This window comes from Pseudomonas sp. rhizo66 (assembly GCF_031931925.1).
GTDB lineage: Bacteria > Pseudomonadota > Gammaproteobacteria > Pseudomonadales > Pseudomonadaceae > Aquipseudomonas.
On record NZ_JAUJWZ010000007.1, the window covers coordinates 178,616 to 194,399 of the forward strand.

Below are 15,784 nucleotides of genomic sequence, written 5' to 3' on the forward strand. Positions count from 1 at the left end.
CAACTGCGCTGATGGCTTGCGGTTTTTTCAGGTGCGGCATAAATTGTTCGTGCATGTAGATTTACCTCAACGCCTCCGGATCGCCCCCGGAGGCGTTTTCGTTTCAGGCGTGGGCTTCCCAGCGCAGGGAGAGAAGGGGCAGAAATCCGCCGCTGAGCATGGAGCGGGCGTCTTCGTAGGCATCGATTTGCTGACCCTCGTCGACGACTACGGCCCCGATCTTTTCGCAGTGGAGGGAGAGGGCGCACCAGGTGCCGTCGGCCCAGCTGAGCACGCTTACAACGCGACCTTGCTTGTCCTGTTGGCTGCGGTAGCGTTCTAGACGCTGCATAACACGAGGCGAAAAGCCGATCTGACGTAGTACGGAGAAGGGGTGCATTAAGGCGTTGTTTGCAGTTTTGTGGCTCATGCAGCCACCTGGTCGCGCGCCTCAATGCGGCTCCGTGCCCACGCTTGAACCTCGGCAAGAACCCAGGCGACAGGGGCACCGCGTGCGTTGCTGTTGCTCAGTTTGACGGGCTGTGGAAAGCCGCAGTCGGTGCGCTGCATTAGTTTGTAGATGGTCGAACGTTTCATGCCCACGATGCCCTCAACTTCGGGCATGCGGATCAAAGTTGAAGTGGCATCGAAAAGTGGGCTGTGAGTCGTAGTGTTGGCGCGGAAAAGATCGGTGTTAGAAGCTTTCATAGGTCTTGCTCTCAACAGGTTAGGACTGAGAGCAATGATCTAGAAGCGACTCTGCTGTGAGCAGTTCACTTCCATTTGAAATGACATTGAAATTTCGGTCACACCACAAAATTGCGCTTGAGGATCTCCTCTACGCTTTTGCGGGTTAGAGCTTTTTCGGTTTCCGGTGTAACCCACTTGGCGCGCTGTTGGAGTGGTTTAGCTACCTCCCGTTCAAGCCAGGCATGCACCGCCGTGGTCACGTTTCGCCGTGACATTCCGCTAGACACGTAGTGTCGGCCTTGCCTAATAATTGCTGTATCCCGTGCGCCGATTTCTTCTTTGCGCTCCAATCCGCTGATGATGCCGCCCTTAGTGCGGATAGCCTTCTCGATTGCTCTGTAAGCGATAGGGGTCAGCTCGTCACTGATCAAGCAGGGTAGGGACGTTATGGGCTCCAGAAACAGCACGTACTGGTCCAGTACTTCTATACGTTCGTTAGGATCGACCTGTCTTTCCACAACCTGACAATAAAGATCCCACGGCCAATCCGTCGGCGGCTCGGCAACATGTGACCAAGCCTCTTGTTCGGTGGAGCGCATCCAATCAGCTAAGACGCTCAGCGCTTTTACTGCGCAGGCCATGACGTAGGCTGCATATGCCTCGCGTTCCGAGGCTGAATGGCACCTGCTGTATTGGCGAACCCAATGTGCAAGACGGTTTTTTTTGTCGGTTGAGGCGTACTGAAAAATAGCCTCCTCATGCAACGTTGTCTGGATGCACATGCTGCTCTGATCGCTGCTGATATCGCCGGTCTGAATGCGAATACAGCACTGATTGATAAGCTCGCAAGCGTCAGTAATCTGTTCATTGCAGAACTCGTAGAGCGGCTGTTCTGAGAGATATTGAATCAAGCCAGCGGTTAGCGCCGAGTGCAAGATTGGGTGGGTATCAATCATGCCAATGGCTCTCGAAGTGCGTTGCGTTGTCCCACGCCCTGCGAGTAGGAGGCGTAGCCAGCGAGATTGGCGCCATGGTCAAGTGTGAATGTCGGCCCGCAGCCGGCAATAGGCTTGATGTGGCGTTACACAATCGGTGTGCGTTACATCGAGTGTACGGAATGGCGTGCTGGAGTGTAACGGGGTTGAAAGCCAATGAATCCGGGCGTTTGGCCGGCGGCGTTACACGAGTAACACTCGTTACATGGATTTTGAGGGTGGTATGGATAGATGCATTCATACCGCTTTTCCAAAGTGTCCTTTGATCACCTTTTCGCTTGCTAACGCATCAAGGTGATCTGCATACCACTGCATCATTTTCACCCTGTGCTCAAAGTATTGGGCCTTGTTGTATACCCCTGATATTCCCTCTTCTTTGTGAGCAAGCTGCGCTTCGACATGCTCTTTCGGCCATCCGTGTTCCCTGAGTAGGGTGCTTGCTGTGTGACGAGTCCCATGACCAACCAACCGGCCTTTGTAACCAATCGTCGCGAAGACCTTGTTGATGGTGTTTTCACTGATCGTTGGATTCTTAGCGCCAACTCCAGGGAATAGCCAGCGACTGCGGCCGGTAAGGCAATGGAGCTCTTTGAGTGCGGAAAGAGCTTGCCTAGGGAGTGGGCACACAAAGTCCCTGCGCATTTTCATCTTGGCGGCAGGCGTCGTCCATATTGCTCTGTCAAGGTCGAACTCTTTCCACTCAGCTAACCGGACCATGCCAGGTCTGGATGCGGTCCAGATGCAGAGCCATGCCGCAGTTCGAGCCGTCAGCCTGCTTGGGGTATTTTTGAGTGCTTGGAGGAACTCTGCCAACTCAGGCTCCAGCAAATGCGGATGCTGCTGGGTTTTCGGGGCTTGAGCTGCAATATCTCGTAGACGGCTACCTGGATCGTTTTCCGTGAGGCCTAGACCGATGGCTCGTCCGAATATCTGATTGATCCACGTGCGGCATTTCTCTGCCACGTTGTGTGCATCCCGGGCTTCGAGAGATGCTTGGAGTTCTGCACAGTCAGTACGAGTGATTTCGTCAAGGGGCTTATCTCCCAGCGCTGGGAGTATGTCCTTGTCGAGGTAGGTGCGGATTTTGTTAAGCGTGGACGGGGCGAGTCCCTTTTCTTCCTTGGCCTTGAGCCAAGCTTCAGCTGCGGCTCGGAAAGTCCGGGTCTTGGCAGCATCAATCGCCGCTTTGGCAGAGCGCTTCTGTTCGAGAGGATCGGCCCCGCTACTTACGACCTTGCGCAGTTCAGCAGCTTTTTCCCGTGCCAACGCACCACTTACTTCTGGGTAACCCCCTAGCCCCATCCAAGCCCAATTGCCCGCCGGACGTTTGTAGCGGAGCTGCCAGGATTTGCCACCATCAGGCTTAACCCTGAAGTAGAGGCCGTTTCCGTCCAGCTCCCTGTATTCCTTTGATTCCGGCTCCAATCCCGCAAGTGTCGTGTCGGCGAGAGGTCGGCGCTTGATGTCTGCGCGCTTCATCCTTGTATCCCAAAGTTCGGTATTTTTCTCAGGATACAAGCAGGGATACAGGGATACAACGAATAAGGGGAGGCAGCGGTAGACAGACAGGCACAAAAAAACCGGCCAAGTGGCCGGTTTCTCTGGGTCTGAGAGGCTGGTAGAGACTCTCAGATACTGCTATGTGGTGCCCCGAGGGAGACTCGAACTCCCACTCCTTTCGAAAACGGATTTTGAATCCGCCGCGTCTACCAATTCCGCCATCAGGGCTCAATGGCGGCGAAGTATAGAGATGAGATTACCGTCGGTCAATCAGGTACATAGAGAATTTTCGATATTTCCGCTAGACTTTCCGGCCCTGCTAGACGAACCCCATCATGCGCGTTGCTGACTTTACTTTCGAGCTCCCTGATTCGCTGATCGCCCGCCACCCTTTGGCCGAGCGTCGCGGTAGTCGCCTGCTGACCCTTGACGGGCCGAGCGGCGCCCTCGCACACCGTCAATTCACTGATTTGCTTGAGCATTTGCGCCCGGGCGATTTGATGGTGTTCAACAATACCCGGGTGATTCCGGCGCGGCTGTTCGGGCAGAAAGCCTCGGGCGGCAAGCTGGAAATCCTCGTTGAGCGGGTGCTCGATTCGCACCGCGTGCTGGCCCATGTGCGTTCCAGCAAGTCGCCGAAGCCGGGTTCGAAGATTCTCATCGACGGCGGTGGCGAAGCCGAGATGCTCGCGCGTCATGACGCGTTGTTCGAGCTGGGCTTTGATGAAGAAGTGTTGCCGCTGCTCGATCGCGTCGGGCACATGCCGTTGCCTCCTTATATAGACCGCCCGGACGAAGGCTCGGATCGCGAGCGTTATCAGACCGTGTACGCCGAGCGTCTGGGCGCGGTGGCGGCGCCGACCGCCGGGCTGCATTTCGATCAGTCGCTGATGGAAGCGATTGCCGCCAAGGGCGTCGAGACCGCGTTTGTCACGTTGCACGTGGGCGCGGGGACGTTCCAGCCGGTGCGCGTCGAGAAGCTTGAAGATCACCACATGCACACCGAGTGGCTGGAAGTCGGCCAGGACGTGGTCGATGCAGTCGCAGCGTGCCGTGCGCGCGGTGGTCGAGTGATTGCGGTCGGCACCACCAGTGTGCGTTCGCTGGAAAGTGCGGCGCGCGATGGTGTGCTCAAGCCGTTCAGCGGCGACACCGACATCTTTATCTACCCGGGCCGGCCGTTCCATGTGGTCGACGCCCTGGTGACCAATTTCCATTTGCCGGAATCCACGCTGCTGATGCTGGTTTCGGCGTTTGCCGGTTATCCCGAAACCATGGCGGCCTACAAGGCTGCCGTCGACAACGGTTACCGCTTTTTCAGCTACGGTGATGCCATGTTCATCACCCGCAATCCCGCACCGACGGCCCCTAAAGACACAGGCCCAGAGGAAACAGAATGAGTCGCGAATGTCGAATGTCCTTTGAGCTCCTTGCCACCGATGGCAAGGCCCGTCGCGGTCGTCTGACCTTCCCGCGTGGCACCGTCGAGACCCCGGCGTTCATGCCGGTGGGTACCTACGGCACGGTCAAGGGCATGTTGCCGCGTGACATCGTTGCCACTGGCGCAGAAATCATTCTGGGCAACACCTTCCACCTGTGGCTGCGCCCTGGCACCCAAGTGATCAAGGAACACGGCGACCTGCACGATTTCATGCAGTGGAAAGGCCCGATCCTCACCGACTCCGGTGGTTTTCAGGTGTTCAGCCTCGGCGCGATGCGCAAGATCAAGGAGGAGGGCGTGACCTTCGCCTCTCCGGTCGACGGCGCCAAAGTGTTCATGGGCCCGGAAGAATCGATGCAGGTGCAGCGCGATCTCGGCTCTGACATCGTGATGATCTTCGACGAATGCACGCCATATCCGGCTGACGAAGACGTCGCGCGCGTATCGATGGAATTGTCGCTGCGCTGGGCTCAGCGTTCGAAAAATGCTCACGGTGACAACACCGCAGCGTTGTTCGGCATCGTGCAGGGCGGCATGCACCAGGATCTGCGCATGCGTTCGCTCGAAGGCCTCGACAAGATCGGCTTCGATGGCCTCGCTATCGGCGGTCTGTCGGTAGGCGAGCCTAAGCACGAGATGATCAAAGTCCTGGATTATCTGCCGGGCATGATGCCGGCTGACAAACCTCGTTACCTTATGGGCGTTGGCAAACCGGAAGATCTGGTTGAGGGTGTGCGCCGCGGTGTGGACATGTTCGATTGCGTGATGCCAACCCGTAATGCCCGCAATGGGCATCTGTTCATTGATACAGGCGTGCTGAAGATCCGTAACGCGTTCCATCGCCATGATGAATCGCCGCTGGATCCGACCTGCGATTGCTATACCTGCCAGAACTTCTCCCGCGCTTATCTGCATCACCTGGACAAGTGCGGCGAAATGCTGGGAAGCATGCTCAATACCATCCATAACTTGCGCCATTATCAGGTGCTGATGGCTGGTTTGCGCGAGGCTATTCAACAGGGTACATTGGCCGCCTTTGTCGATGCCTTCTACGCCAAACGCGGGCTCCCCGTTCCGCCTTTGGACTGAGTTTTCTGACCCCAAGATTCAACATTTGCAACTGGAGTGCTAAATGAGCTTTTTTATCTCTAACGCCATGGCTGACGCGGCTGCACCGGCTGCTGCCGGCCCAATGGGCGGCGGTTTCGAGTGGATTTTCCTGGTCGGCTTCCTGGTCATCTTCTACCTGATGATCTGGCGTCCACAGGCCAAGCGCGCCAAAGAGCAGAAGAACCTGCTGAGCAGCCTGCAGAAGGGCGACGAAGTGGTCACCACCGGCGGCATCGCCGGCAAGATCACCAAAGTGGCCGATGACTTCGTGGTTCTGGAAGTTTCCGACACCGTGGAAATGAAGTTCCAGAAAGGCGCCATCGCCGCCACGCTGCCAAAAGGCACGCTGAAAGCGATCTAAGGTTCCAACTTCTACTCAATCGACGGGGCGCGCAAGGCGCCCCGCGTTCATAACGGGCGGCGTGATGCTGAACAAATATCCTCTGTGGAAATACATTCTGATCCTGGCGGTGCTGGCGATCGGTCTGATTTATTCCGCTCCCAATCTATACCCCGATGACCCGGCCATTCAGATCAGCGGCGCCAGCACGGCCCTGCAGGTCAATCAGGCCGATCTGGATCGCGTAAGCACCGCGCTTAAAGAGTCCGGGATCAACGTCAAGGCAGCCACGCTGGCCGCCAACGGCAAGGGCGGTCTGATCCGTCTGAGCAAGGCTGAAGATCAGTTGCCGGCCAAAGACGTTGTGCGCAAGGCATTGGGTGATGACTACGTCGTCGCGCTGAACCTGGCACAGACCACCCCGCAATGGCTGCGCAATCTGGGCGCGCACCCGATGAAGCTGGGTCTGGACTTGTCCGGTGGTGTGCACTTCCTGCTGGAAGTGGACATGGACAAAGCCCTCGATGCACGCCTGAAAGTCTACGAAGGCGACGTCAAGAGCCTGCTGCGCAAAGAGAAGCTGCGCTATCGCAGTCTGCCGCAACTGGGCGGTGCCATTCAGTTGGGCTTCAGCGATGAAGACTCCCGCGAACAGGCCCGTGCACTGATCCGCAAGAATTTCAACGATTTCGACATTGTTCCGGCCGACCTCAACGGTCAACCGGTGCTGCGTCTGGCGATGACCCCGGCCAAGCTGGCGGAAATCCGTGAATACTCCATCAAGCAGAACTTGACCACGGTACGTAACCGCGTCAACGAGCTGGGTGTTGCCGAACCGATCGTTCAGCGTCAGGGCGCCAACCGCATCGTGGTTGAGCTGCCGGGCGTGCAGGACACTGCCGAAGCCAAGCGTATTCTCGGCAAGACGGCCAACCTTGAATTCCGTCTGGCTGCAGAGCCTGGCGCTTCGAAAGCCACTTCCGAAACCTTCGAGTTCCGTGAGGGCAATCGTCCGCCAGCGCAGATCGAGCGTGGCTTGATCATCACCGGTGACCAGGTTACCGACGCCAAGGCCGGTTTCGGCGAGCACGGCACACCTGAAGTGAACATCCGTCTGGATGGTCACGGCGGCGAGCTGATGAGCCGCGCGACCCGTTCGAACGTCGGTCGCAGCATGGCGGTGATCTTCATCGAGCAGCGTCCGGTCACCACTTACACCAAGCAAGTGGTTGATGGCGTCGAGAAAGACGTTGCCGTTCAAACGTTCAAAGAAGAGAAGAAGATCATCAGCCTGGCGACCATTCAGTCGCCGCTGGGTGCTCAGTTCCGCATCACTGGCCTGAACGGTCAGGGCGAATCGTCCGAACTGGCGCTGCTGCTGCGTGCCGGTGGTCTGGCTGCTCCGATGTACTTCGCTGAAGAGCGCACCATCGGCCCGAGCCTGGGTGCTGACAACATCACCAAAGGTATCGATGCGTCGCTGTGGGGCATGCTGTTCGTGTCGCTGTTCATCATCGCCATCTACCGCTTCTTCGGCATCATCGCCACCGTCGCACTGGCGGTGAACATGGTGTTGCTGCTGGCCCTGATGTCGCTGCTGGGGGCAACGCTGACCCTGCCGGGTATCGCCGGTATCGTGCTGACCATGGGTATGGCGGTCGACGCCAACGTGCTGATCTTCTCGCGGATCCGTGAAGAGATCGCCGCCGGCATGACCGTGCAGCGCGCAATCAACGAAGGCTTCGGCCGGGCATTCACCGCGATTCTCGACGCCAACCTGACCACGTTGTTGGTCGGCGGGATTCTCTTTGCCATGGGCACCGGCCCGGTCAAAGGTTTCGCAGTGACCATGTCCCTCGGGATCTTTACCTCGATGTTCACGGCCATCATGGTGACCCGCGCAATGGTCAACCTGATCTTCGGCGGACGTGACTTCAAGAAGTTGTGGATTTAAGGGGCTGCCATGTTACGTACAATCAACTTCATGGGCGTTCGCAACTTCGCGTTCGGCGTCACAGTGTTTCTCACGTTGCTGGCTATATTCAGTGTCGTGACCAAGGGTATGAACTGGGGTCTGGACTTCACCGGCGGTACGCTCATCGAGCTGACCTACGAGCGTCCGGCCGATGTGACCAAGGTGCGTGAAGAGCTGGTGACTTCGGGTTACCACGAAGCCATCGTGCAGAGCTTTGGTGCAACCACCGATCTGCTGGTGCGCATGCCGGGTGAAGACCCGCAGTTGGGCCATCAGGTCGCGGAGGCGCTGCAGAAGCTTGGCGGCGACAACCCGGCGACGGTCAAGCGTGTCGAGTTCGTCGGCCCGCAGGTCGGTGAAGAGCTGCGCGACCAGGGCGGCCTCGGCATGCTGCTGGCGCTCGGCGGCATCCTGATCTACCTGGCTTTCCGCTTTCAGTGGAAGTTTGCGGTCGGCGCCATCGTTTCGCTGATTCACGACGTGATCGTGACCATTGGTATCCTGTCGTTCTTCCAGATCACCTTCGATCTGACCGTACTGGCGGCGGTGCTGGCGATCATCGGTTACTCGCTGAACGACACCATCGTGGTATTCGACCGGGTTCGTGAGAACTTCCGTGTGCTGCGCAAGGCAACGCTGATCGAGAACATCAACATCTCGACCACGCAGACCCTGCTGCGCACCATGGCGACGTCGATCTCCACCTTGCTGGCGATCGCAGCGCTGCTGTTCTTCGGTGGCGATAACCTGTTCGGCTTCTCGATCGCGCTGTTTATTGGTGTTCTGGCGGGTACTTACTCGTCGATCTACATCGCTAACGTGGTGCTGATCTGGCTGAACCTGAGCACCGAGGATCTGATTCCTCCGGCGAACACCGAGAAGGAAGTCGACGACCGTCCATAACGGCCATCGTTTTCCCGGCTGTCAGCCCAAGAAAGGCGCGAGTTGAACTCGCGCCTTTTTTTATGCTCCAAGGCTGGGAGAAGCGCGGGCGCGTCCCGCATGTGATGGTCAGGAGGTTCATGTGAACAAGTCGTTGCTGGTTGGTGCGGTATTGGGTGCTGTCGGTGTGACTGCCGGGGGTGCTGTTGCCACCTACAGCCTGGTTAAAAGCGGCCCTGAGTATGCGCAAGTATTGGCCGTCGAACCGGTTAAAACACAGATCAAGACTCCACGTGAAGTGTGCAAGGACGTGACAGTGACGCGTCAGGCACCGGTAAAAGATCAACACCAGATTGCCGGTACCGTTGTCGGTGCGCTGGCAGGTGGTTTGCTGGGTAATCAGATTGGCGGCGGCACCGGCAAGAAAATTGCCACGGTGGCCGGTGCGGTCGGTGGCGGTTATGCGGGCAACAAGGTGCAGGAAGGCATGCAAGAGCGTGACACCTACACCACCACGCAAACCCGTTGTAATACGGTTAATGACATCAGTGACAAGGTTGTCGGGTACGACGTGCGTTACTCGCTCGATGGCAAGGAAGGCAAAGTGCGGATGGATCGCGATCCGGGCAATCAGATTCCGGTCGACAAGGAAGGCAAGCTGATTCTGTCGCAGAATGAGCCGGCTCAGTAAGGTCTGACTGTTTTAACAAGAAGCACCCTGCGGGGTGCTTTTTTTGTGCCCGCCATTTCTGGCTGTGCCGTGATCCCTTGTGGGGGGCGAGCCCGCTCGCGAATGCATTCTGACAGTCAACATTGATGTCGGCTGGCATACCGCATTCGCGAGCAGGCTCGCTCCCACATGAAGATTTTGGTGATCTGAAGATCGAATTCCAGGCATAAAAAAAGCACCCCGAAGGGTGCTTTTTGCGTTTCGCGAAAAGCTTAGCGCTTCAGCGAAGCCGGCAGGTGCGGCTGGATTGCCGTCAGAACTGCCTTGAAGCATTTGGTGTTGCCGGCAACGATGTGGCCTTTTTCAAGGAAGTCGTGACCGCCGGTGAAGTCGCTCACCAGGCCGCCGGCCTCTTGAATCAGCAGGGCGCCTGCAGCCATGTCCCACTCGGACAGGCCCGATTCCCAGAACGCGTCGAAACGACCGGCAGCGACGTAAGCCAGGTCCAGGCTGGCGGAACCGGCGCGGCGGATGCCGGCGGTCTGGCCAACCAGGGCGCGGAACATGCCCAGGTAGTTGTCGAGGTTGTCCATCTGGTCGTCACGGAACGGGAAGCCAGTACCCAGCAGAGCGCCGTCGAGGCTGGTGCGACCGCTGACGCGCAGACGGCGACCGTTCAGTTGAGCGCCGCGACCACGGCTGGCGGTGAATTCTTCCTGGCGAACCGGGTCCAGAACCACTGCGTGTTCCAGGCGGCCACGGTACTTACAGGCAATGCTGACAGCGAAGTGCGGAATGCCACGCAGGAAGTTGGTGGTGCCGTCCAGTGGATCGATGATCCACAGGTACTCTTCGCCTTCGATGCCGGTGCCGGCGTGCAGGCCAGTCTCTTCACCCTGGATCGAGTGATTCGGGTAAGCCTTGCGCAGGGCATCGATGATTTTCTGTTCAGCGGCGCGATCGACCTCGGATACATAATCCTTGGCGTCTTTTTCGTCGACCTTGATGGTATCCAGGCGCTCGATGGAGCGGAAGATCAGTTCACTGGCGCTGCGGGCGGCGCGCAGCGCGATATTCAGCATGGGCTGCATGGATGTGTCACCTAAGGTTGTTAAAGAAAGCCGCGCATTCTATCAGAACTTTTCTTCAGGTGAAGGACGCTGTTCGCTTTCATAGCTTAACGGTAGGCTGTTCTGTAAGATTTGCACCCCTTTCCTGTGTCCGAGAGCGCCTCCCTTGCTGCAGAACATTCGTGTCGTCCTGGTCAATACCAGCCACCCCGGCAACATCGGCGGGGCCGCGCGCGCCATGAAAAACATGGGTCTGTCGCGATTGGTGCTGGTCGAACCGCGGGTCTTCCCGCATCACGAAGCCGACGCTCGTGCTTCCGGTGCCGGTGACATCCTTGAAAATGCGCAAGTCGTCGCCACTTTGGAAGACGCCTTGGTCGGCTGCAATCTGGTGCTTGGCACCAGCGCCCGTGACCGGCGTATTCCCTGGCCGCTGCTGGATCCGCGCGAGTGCGGCACCAAAGTGGTCGAGGAAGCCGGGCAGGGCGCTGAAATCGCCCTGGTGTTCGGTCGTGAAGATTCCGGCCTGACCAATGAGGAGCTGCAGCGATGTCACTTTCACGTGCACATCCCTTCCGACCCTGAGTTCAGTTCGCTGAACCTTGGCGCGGCGGTGCAGGTGTTGAGCTACGAAGTGCGCATGGCCTGGCTGGCCGCCCAAGGTCAGCCGAGCAAGATCGAGAAAGAAGAAGTGGCTTCGGTGAAAAGTGCCGAGCTGGCGACCATGGATGAGCTGGAGCGATTCTATGAGCATCTGGAGCAGACGCTGGTCGCCATCGAATTCCTCGATCCGGAAAAGCCGCGGCACTTGATGGCGCGCCTGCGCCGGTTGTACGGACGCAGCTCGGTCAGCCGGGCGGAAATGAATATTTTGCGTGGCATCCTCACGGAAACCCAGAAAGCGGCCCGTGGTGAGCTTCTTAAGCGGAAGGACTAAATGATGTTTGAGCGTTTGCGTGAAGATATCCAGAGCGTATTCCATCGAGACCCGGCGGCGCGTAACGCTTTTGAAGTCCTGACCTGCTACCCCGGCATGCATGCGATCTGGATTCATCGATTGGCCGGCATGCTGTGGCGCAACGAGCTGAAATGGCTGGCGCGGCTGGTGTCGAATTTCGGTCGCTGGTTGACCGGGATCGAGATTCATCCGGGGGCCAAGGTCGGTCGTCGTTTCTTTATCGACCATGGCATGGGCATTGTCATCGGTGAGACCGCCGAGATTGGCGATGACGTGACCATTTATCAGGGTGTGACCCTGGGTGGCACCAGTTGGAACAAAGGCAAGCGTCATCCGACGCTGGGTGACGGTGTGGTCGTGGGGGCGGGCGCCAAGGTGCTTGGCCCGTTCACGGTCGGCGCCGGCGCCAAGGTTGGTTCCAACGCCGTGGTGACCAAAGAAGTGCCGCCGGGCGCCACTGTTGTCGGTATTCCGGGGCGCATCATCGTCAAATCCGACGAAGAGCAGGACGCCAAGCGCAAGGCCATGGCCGAGAAGATCGGCTTCGATGCCTACGGCGTCAGCGAAGACATGCCTGATCCGGTGGCGCGCGCCATTGGTCAGTTGCTCGATCACTTGCAAGCGGTGGACGGGCGGCTGGAGGGGATGTGCGGCGCTCTGAAGGATCTGGGCAGCAATTACTGTGCGAAAGATCTGCCTGAGCTGCGTGAAGAAGACTTCGCCTGCGTCAAAGGCAAAGACGAGTCCAAGGCCAGCTAGAGCCCCCTGTAGGAGCTGCCGAAGGCTGCGATCCCTTGATCTTCTAAAGAGCAAAATCAAAAGATCGCAGCCTGCGGCAGCTCCTAGAAAGGCTTGCGCCAGCCGGTGTGCCATTAAGCCGCAGACCCTGCTATCATTCGCGCGCTCTTTTGCGGGTAAACCTGACTAAAGTACTAGGTCTTAAAGTTGACTTAAATACTCGGGAATTGCATACTCGCCCCATTCTGAACTCCGTGGTAACTGTCCATGCGACTGACTACAAAAGGCCGATACGCCGTGACCGCCATGCTTGACCTGGCGTTGCACGCGCAGCACGGGCCCGTGTCCCTGGCCGATATCTCCGAGCGCCAAGGCATCTCCCTGTCCTACCTCGAACAGCTGTTCGCCAAGCTGCGCCGCAGCAACCTGGTTTCCAGCGTCCGCGGCCCGGGTGGTGGCTACCAGTTGTCCCGCGACATGCAGGGCATCCAGGTCGCTCAGGTGATCGATGCGGTAAACGAATCGGTTGATGCCACCAAATGCCAGGGCCAGGGCGATTGCCATTCCGGCGACACGTGCCTGACCCATCATCTGTGGTGCGATTTGAGCCTGCAGATTCACGAATTTCTAAGTGGTATCAGCTTGGCTGATCTTGTGACTCGCCGTGAGGTGCAAGAAGTAGCCCAGCGTCAGGACCAGCGTCGTTGCAACAGCAAGGCGCCACGCCTGGACAAGATTGAAGCGTCCGCCGTCGAATGACAGCCAAAGAGCTAGCGGCACGCCAGCCCTGATTTAGGAGATAGTCCATGAAATTGCCGATTTACCTTGATTACTCTGCGACCACCCCGGTTGATCCGCGTGTTGCGCAAAAAATGAGTGAATGCCTGCTGGTCGACGGAAACTTCGGTAACCCGGCGTCCCGTTCCCACGTGTTCGGCTGGAAGGCTGAAGAGTCCGTTGAAAACGCCCGTCGTCAGGTGGCCGATCTGGTCAACGCCGACCCGCGTGAAATCGTCTGGACTTCCGGTGCCACCGAGTCCGACAACCTGGCAATCAAGGGTGCGGCACATTTCTACGGCTCCAAGGGCAAGCACCTGATCACCTCCAAGATCGAGCACAAGGCTGTCCTCGACACCATGCGCCAACTGGAGCGTGAAGGTTTCGAGGTTACTTACCTCGAGCCGACCGAAGACGGTCTGATCACCCCGGCCATGATTGAAGCTGCACTGCGCGAAGACACCATTCTGGTCTCCGTAATGCACGTGAACAACGAAATCGGCACCATCAACGACATCGCCGCGATCGGCGAAATGCTGCGCGCCAAGGGCGTTCTGTTCCACGTCGACGCCGCTCAGTCCACTGGCAAGGTCGAAATCGACCTGCAGAAGCTGAAAGTCGACATGATGTCGTTCTCCGCCCACAAAACCTACGGCCCTAAAGGCATCGGCGCGCTGTACGTCAGCCGCAAGCCGCGTGTGCGCATCGAAGCGACCATGCACGGCGGCGGTCACGAGCGTGGCATGCGTTCCGGCACCCTGGCGACCCACCAGATCGTCGGCATGGGTGAAGCGTTCCGCGTAGCCAAGGAAGACATGGCTGCAGAGAACGTCCGTATCAAAGCCTTGAGCGACCGTTTCTACAAACAGGTCGAGCATCTGGAAGAGCTGTACGTCAACGGCAGCCTGACCGCCCGCGTTCCGCACAACCTGAACCTGAGCTTCAACTACGTTGAAGGCGAGTCGCTGATCATGGCGCTCAAGGATCTGGCGGTATCGTCCGGTTCGGCCTGCACCTCGGCATCGTTGGAGCCGTCGTACGTACTGCGCGCCCTGGGCCGCAACGACGAGCTGGCACACAGCTCGATCCGCTTCACCTTCGGCCGATTCACCACTGAAGAAGAAATCGACTACGCCGCGCAGAAAGTCTGCGAGGCCGTTACCAAGCTGCGCGCTTTGTCGCCGCTGTGGGACATGTACAAAGACGGCGTCGATATCTCGAAAATCGAGTGGGCGGCACACTAAATATAGAAGCCGCCAGATACAGATCCTGTAGCGACGCGGCGGTTTACGCAGCGCAGTTGCAGGGTCGCAAGAGCGGCCCTGATGAGTGAGGATTAGAATCATGGCTTACAGCGAAAAGGTCATCGACCACTACGAAAACCCGCGCAACGTCGGCAAGATGAACGCGGAAGATCCTGATGTCGGCACCGGCATGGTCGGCGCTCCGGCGTGCGGCGACGTGATGCGTCTGCAAATCAAGGTCAACGATCAGGGCGTTATCGAAGACGCCAAGTTCAAGACCTACGGTTGCGGTTCGGCCATCGCTTCCAGCTCCCTCGCCACCGAGTGGATGAAGGGCAAGACCCTGGACGAAGCCGAAACCATCAAGAACACCCAGCTGGCCGAAGAACTGGCCCTGCCGCCAGTGAAGATTCACTGCTCGGTACTGGCTGAAGACGCTATCAAAGCGGCTGTTCGCGATTACAAGCAGAAGAAAGGCTTGATCTGACTTTCTGGATTTGGCGACGAGTAAGGAGTCACCGATGGCTATCAGCATGACAGAAGCGGCTGCTCGACACGTGCGGCGCTCCCTCGACGGGCGCGGCAAAGGTGAAGGGATTCGTCTGGGTGTTCGCACCACAGGCTGTTCCGGCCTTGCCTACGTGCTGGAGTTTGTCGACGAGGTGGTTGCAGAGGATCAGGTGTTCGAAAGTCACGGCGAAAAAGTGATCATCGACCCCAAAAGCCTGGCCTACCTGGACGGCACCGAACTCGATTTCGTCAAGGAAGGGTTGAACGAAGGCTTCAAGTTCAACAACCCCAACGTACGCGGTGAATGTGGCTGCGGCGAAAGCTTCAACATCTGAGGCTTGTCGTGGGTATTCCTTGTCATTTCGCTTTATTCGAGCTGCAACCGGGTTTCCGTCTGGATCTCGAGCAGTTGGCCACGCGCTATCGTGAGTTGGCGCGCGGCGTTCATCCTGACCGCTTTGCCGACGCTTCCGAGCGTGAGCAGCGGTCGGCACTCGAGCAGTCTGCGCGGCTCAACGACGCCTATCAGACGCTCAAGAGTCCGGCCCAGCGCGCACGCTACCTGCTGACCATCAGCGGGCATGAAGTGCCGATGGAAGTCACGGTCCACGACCCCGAGTTTCTTCTGCAGCAGATGCAATGGCGCGAAGAACTTGAAGACCTCCAGGACAGTGCCGACCTCGACGGCGTCGCCGTTTTCAAGCGGCGCTTGAAGGTGGCTCAGGAAGAACTCAACGAAAGTTTCGCAGCTTGCTGGGATGACGCGGCGCAACGCGAACAGGCCGAACGCCTGATGCGGCGCATGCAGTTTCTCGACAAGCTCACCTACGAAGTGCGCCAGTTAGAAGAGCGCCTCGACGATTAACCCAGTGCCGCTCCGGTCGCACGCCTGATATACAGATAAG

18 protein-coding genes and 1 tRNA gene are annotated in these 15,784 nt (G+C 58.2%); 13 read left to right on the forward strand and 6 right to left on the reverse strand.

Annotation, left to right across the window (positions count from 1 at the left end; all coding sequences use genetic code 11):
- Nucleotides 1-103: 103 nt before the first annotated feature.
- The 5 genes from QZR14_RS11015 to QZR14_RS11035 all read right to left on the reverse strand — a co-directional run bounded on the left by QZR14_RS11015 (nucleotide 104) and on the right by QZR14_RS11035 (nucleotide 3,392).
- Entirely contained in the window at nucleotides 104-409 is a 306-nt protein-coding gene (locus QZR14_RS11015) for a hypothetical protein (protein ID WP_311996545.1), read from the reverse strand.
- Nucleotides 406-687 carry a helix-turn-helix transcriptional regulator gene (locus QZR14_RS11020; protein ID WP_311996546.1) on the reverse strand — a complete coding sequence of 94 codons (282 nt, stop codon included), beginning with the start codon at nucleotides 685-687 and terminating at the stop codon, nucleotides 406-408. Before QZR14_RS11020 ends, QZR14_RS11015 begins: the two co-directional genes overlap by 4 nt.
- A 98-nt stretch (nucleotides 688-785) precedes the next feature.
- Nucleotides 786-1,625, reverse strand: a complete 840-nt coding sequence (locus QZR14_RS11025) for a hypothetical protein (RefSeq protein WP_311996547.1) — start codon at nucleotides 1,623-1,625, stop codon at nucleotides 786-788.
- A gap of 276 nt (nucleotides 1,626-1,901) precedes the next feature.
- Nucleotides 1,902-3,143 (reverse strand): tyrosine-type recombinase/integrase, encoded by a 1,242-nt coding sequence (locus tag QZR14_RS11030; protein ID WP_311996548.1) that lies wholly within the window; start codon nucleotides 3,141-3,143, stop codon nucleotides 1,902-1,904.
- 164 nt (nucleotides 3,144-3,307) lie between these two features.
- Nucleotides 3,308-3,392 (reverse strand) — tRNA-Leu (locus QZR14_RS11035).
- A gap of 107 nt (nucleotides 3,393-3,499) precedes the next feature.
- On the opposite strand from QZR14_RS11035, the gene queA reads away from it, so the two are divergent.
- The 6 genes from queA (at nucleotide 3,500) to QZR14_RS11065 (ending at nucleotide 9,603) form a co-directional block, all read left to right on the forward strand.
- Nucleotides 3,500-4,564 (forward strand): tRNA preQ1(34) S-adenosylmethionine ribosyltransferase-isomerase QueA, encoded by a 1,065-nt coding sequence (queA, locus tag QZR14_RS11040; protein WP_311996549.1) that lies wholly within the window; start codon nucleotides 3,500-3,502, stop codon nucleotides 4,562-4,564.
- A 14-nt stretch (nucleotides 4,565-4,578) separates the two neighbouring features.
- Nucleotides 4,579-5,694 (forward strand): tRNA guanosine(34) transglycosylase Tgt, encoded by a 1,116-nt coding sequence (gene tgt, locus QZR14_RS11045; protein ID WP_162130185.1) that lies wholly within the window; start codon nucleotides 4,579-4,581, stop codon nucleotides 5,692-5,694.
- Nucleotides 5,695-5,737: 43 nt separating this feature from the next.
- Nucleotides 5,738-6,076 carry a preprotein translocase subunit YajC gene (gene yajC, locus QZR14_RS11050; RefSeq protein ID WP_007916913.1) on the forward strand — a complete coding sequence of 113 codons (339 nt, stop codon included), beginning with the start codon at nucleotides 5,738-5,740 and terminating at the stop codon, nucleotides 6,074-6,076.
- 64 nt (nucleotides 6,077-6,140) lie between these two features.
- Nucleotides 6,141-8,009: a protein translocase subunit SecD gene (gene secD / locus QZR14_RS11055; protein ID WP_123453936.1), complete on the forward strand. Its 1,869-nt coding sequence runs from the start codon at nucleotides 6,141-6,143 to the stop codon at nucleotides 8,007-8,009.
- Between the two features lie 9 nt (nucleotides 8,010-8,018).
- Nucleotides 8,019-8,933, forward strand: a complete 915-nt coding sequence (secF, locus tag QZR14_RS11060; protein WP_250606270.1) for a protein translocase subunit SecF — start codon at nucleotides 8,019-8,021, stop codon at nucleotides 8,931-8,933.
- Between the two features lie 121 nt (nucleotides 8,934-9,054).
- The gene (locus tag QZR14_RS11065; RefSeq protein WP_007916907.1) at nucleotides 9,055-9,603 is read left to right on the forward strand and encodes a glycine zipper 2TM domain-containing protein; all 549 of its coding nucleotides are present in this window, start codon (nucleotides 9,055-9,057) and stop codon (nucleotides 9,601-9,603) included.
- 251 nt (nucleotides 9,604-9,854) lie between these two features.
- On the opposite strand, the gene suhB is transcribed toward QZR14_RS11065, so the two are convergent.
- Nucleotides 9,855-10,673: a type III secretion system regulator SuhB gene (gene suhB, locus QZR14_RS11070; RefSeq protein WP_016773320.1), complete on the reverse strand. Its 819-nt coding sequence runs from the start codon at nucleotides 10,671-10,673 to the stop codon at nucleotides 9,855-9,857.
- A gap of 145 nt (nucleotides 10,674-10,818) precedes the next feature.
- Between suhB and trmJ the strand changes: the two genes are divergently transcribed.
- The 7 genes from trmJ (at nucleotide 10,819) to hscB (ending at nucleotide 15,744) form a co-directional block, all read left to right on the forward strand.
- A complete protein-coding gene (trmJ, locus tag QZR14_RS11075; protein WP_007916903.1) occupies nucleotides 10,819-11,589 on the forward strand; it encodes a tRNA (cytosine(32)/uridine(32)-2'-O)-methyltransferase TrmJ in 771 nt (256 codons plus the stop codon).
- A 3-nt stretch (nucleotides 11,590-11,592) separates the two neighbouring features.
- Nucleotides 11,593-12,369: a serine O-acetyltransferase gene (gene cysE, locus QZR14_RS11080; RefSeq protein WP_007916901.1), complete on the forward strand. Its 777-nt coding sequence runs from the start codon at nucleotides 11,593-11,595 to the stop codon at nucleotides 12,367-12,369.
- 246 nt (nucleotides 12,370-12,615) lie between these two features.
- The gene (gene iscR, locus QZR14_RS11085; RefSeq protein ID WP_003227911.1) at nucleotides 12,616-13,107 is read left to right on the forward strand and encodes a Fe-S cluster assembly transcriptional regulator IscR; all 492 of its coding nucleotides are present in this window, start codon (nucleotides 12,616-12,618) and stop codon (nucleotides 13,105-13,107) included.
- 47 nt (nucleotides 13,108-13,154) lie between these two features.
- Nucleotides 13,155-14,369 carry an IscS subfamily cysteine desulfurase gene (locus QZR14_RS11090; protein WP_311996550.1) on the forward strand — a complete coding sequence of 405 codons (1,215 nt, stop codon included), beginning with the start codon at nucleotides 13,155-13,157 and terminating at the stop codon, nucleotides 14,367-14,369.
- A 100-nt stretch (nucleotides 14,370-14,469) separates the two neighbouring features.
- The gene (gene iscU, locus QZR14_RS11095) at nucleotides 14,470-14,856 is read left to right on the forward strand and encodes a Fe-S cluster assembly scaffold IscU (RefSeq protein WP_003227907.1); all 387 of its coding nucleotides are present in this window, start codon (nucleotides 14,470-14,472) and stop codon (nucleotides 14,854-14,856) included.
- A 34-nt stretch (nucleotides 14,857-14,890) separates the two neighbouring features.
- Nucleotides 14,891-15,214 carry an iron-sulfur cluster assembly protein IscA gene (iscA, locus tag QZR14_RS11100; RefSeq protein ID WP_003227904.1) on the forward strand — a complete coding sequence of 108 codons (324 nt, stop codon included), beginning with the start codon at nucleotides 14,891-14,893 and terminating at the stop codon, nucleotides 15,212-15,214.
- 8 nt (nucleotides 15,215-15,222) lie between these two features.
- Entirely contained in the window at nucleotides 15,223-15,744 is a 522-nt protein-coding gene (hscB, locus tag QZR14_RS11105; protein ID WP_007916889.1) for a co-chaperone HscB, read from the forward strand.
- The last annotated feature ends 40 nt before the right edge of the window (nucleotides 15,745-15,784 follow it).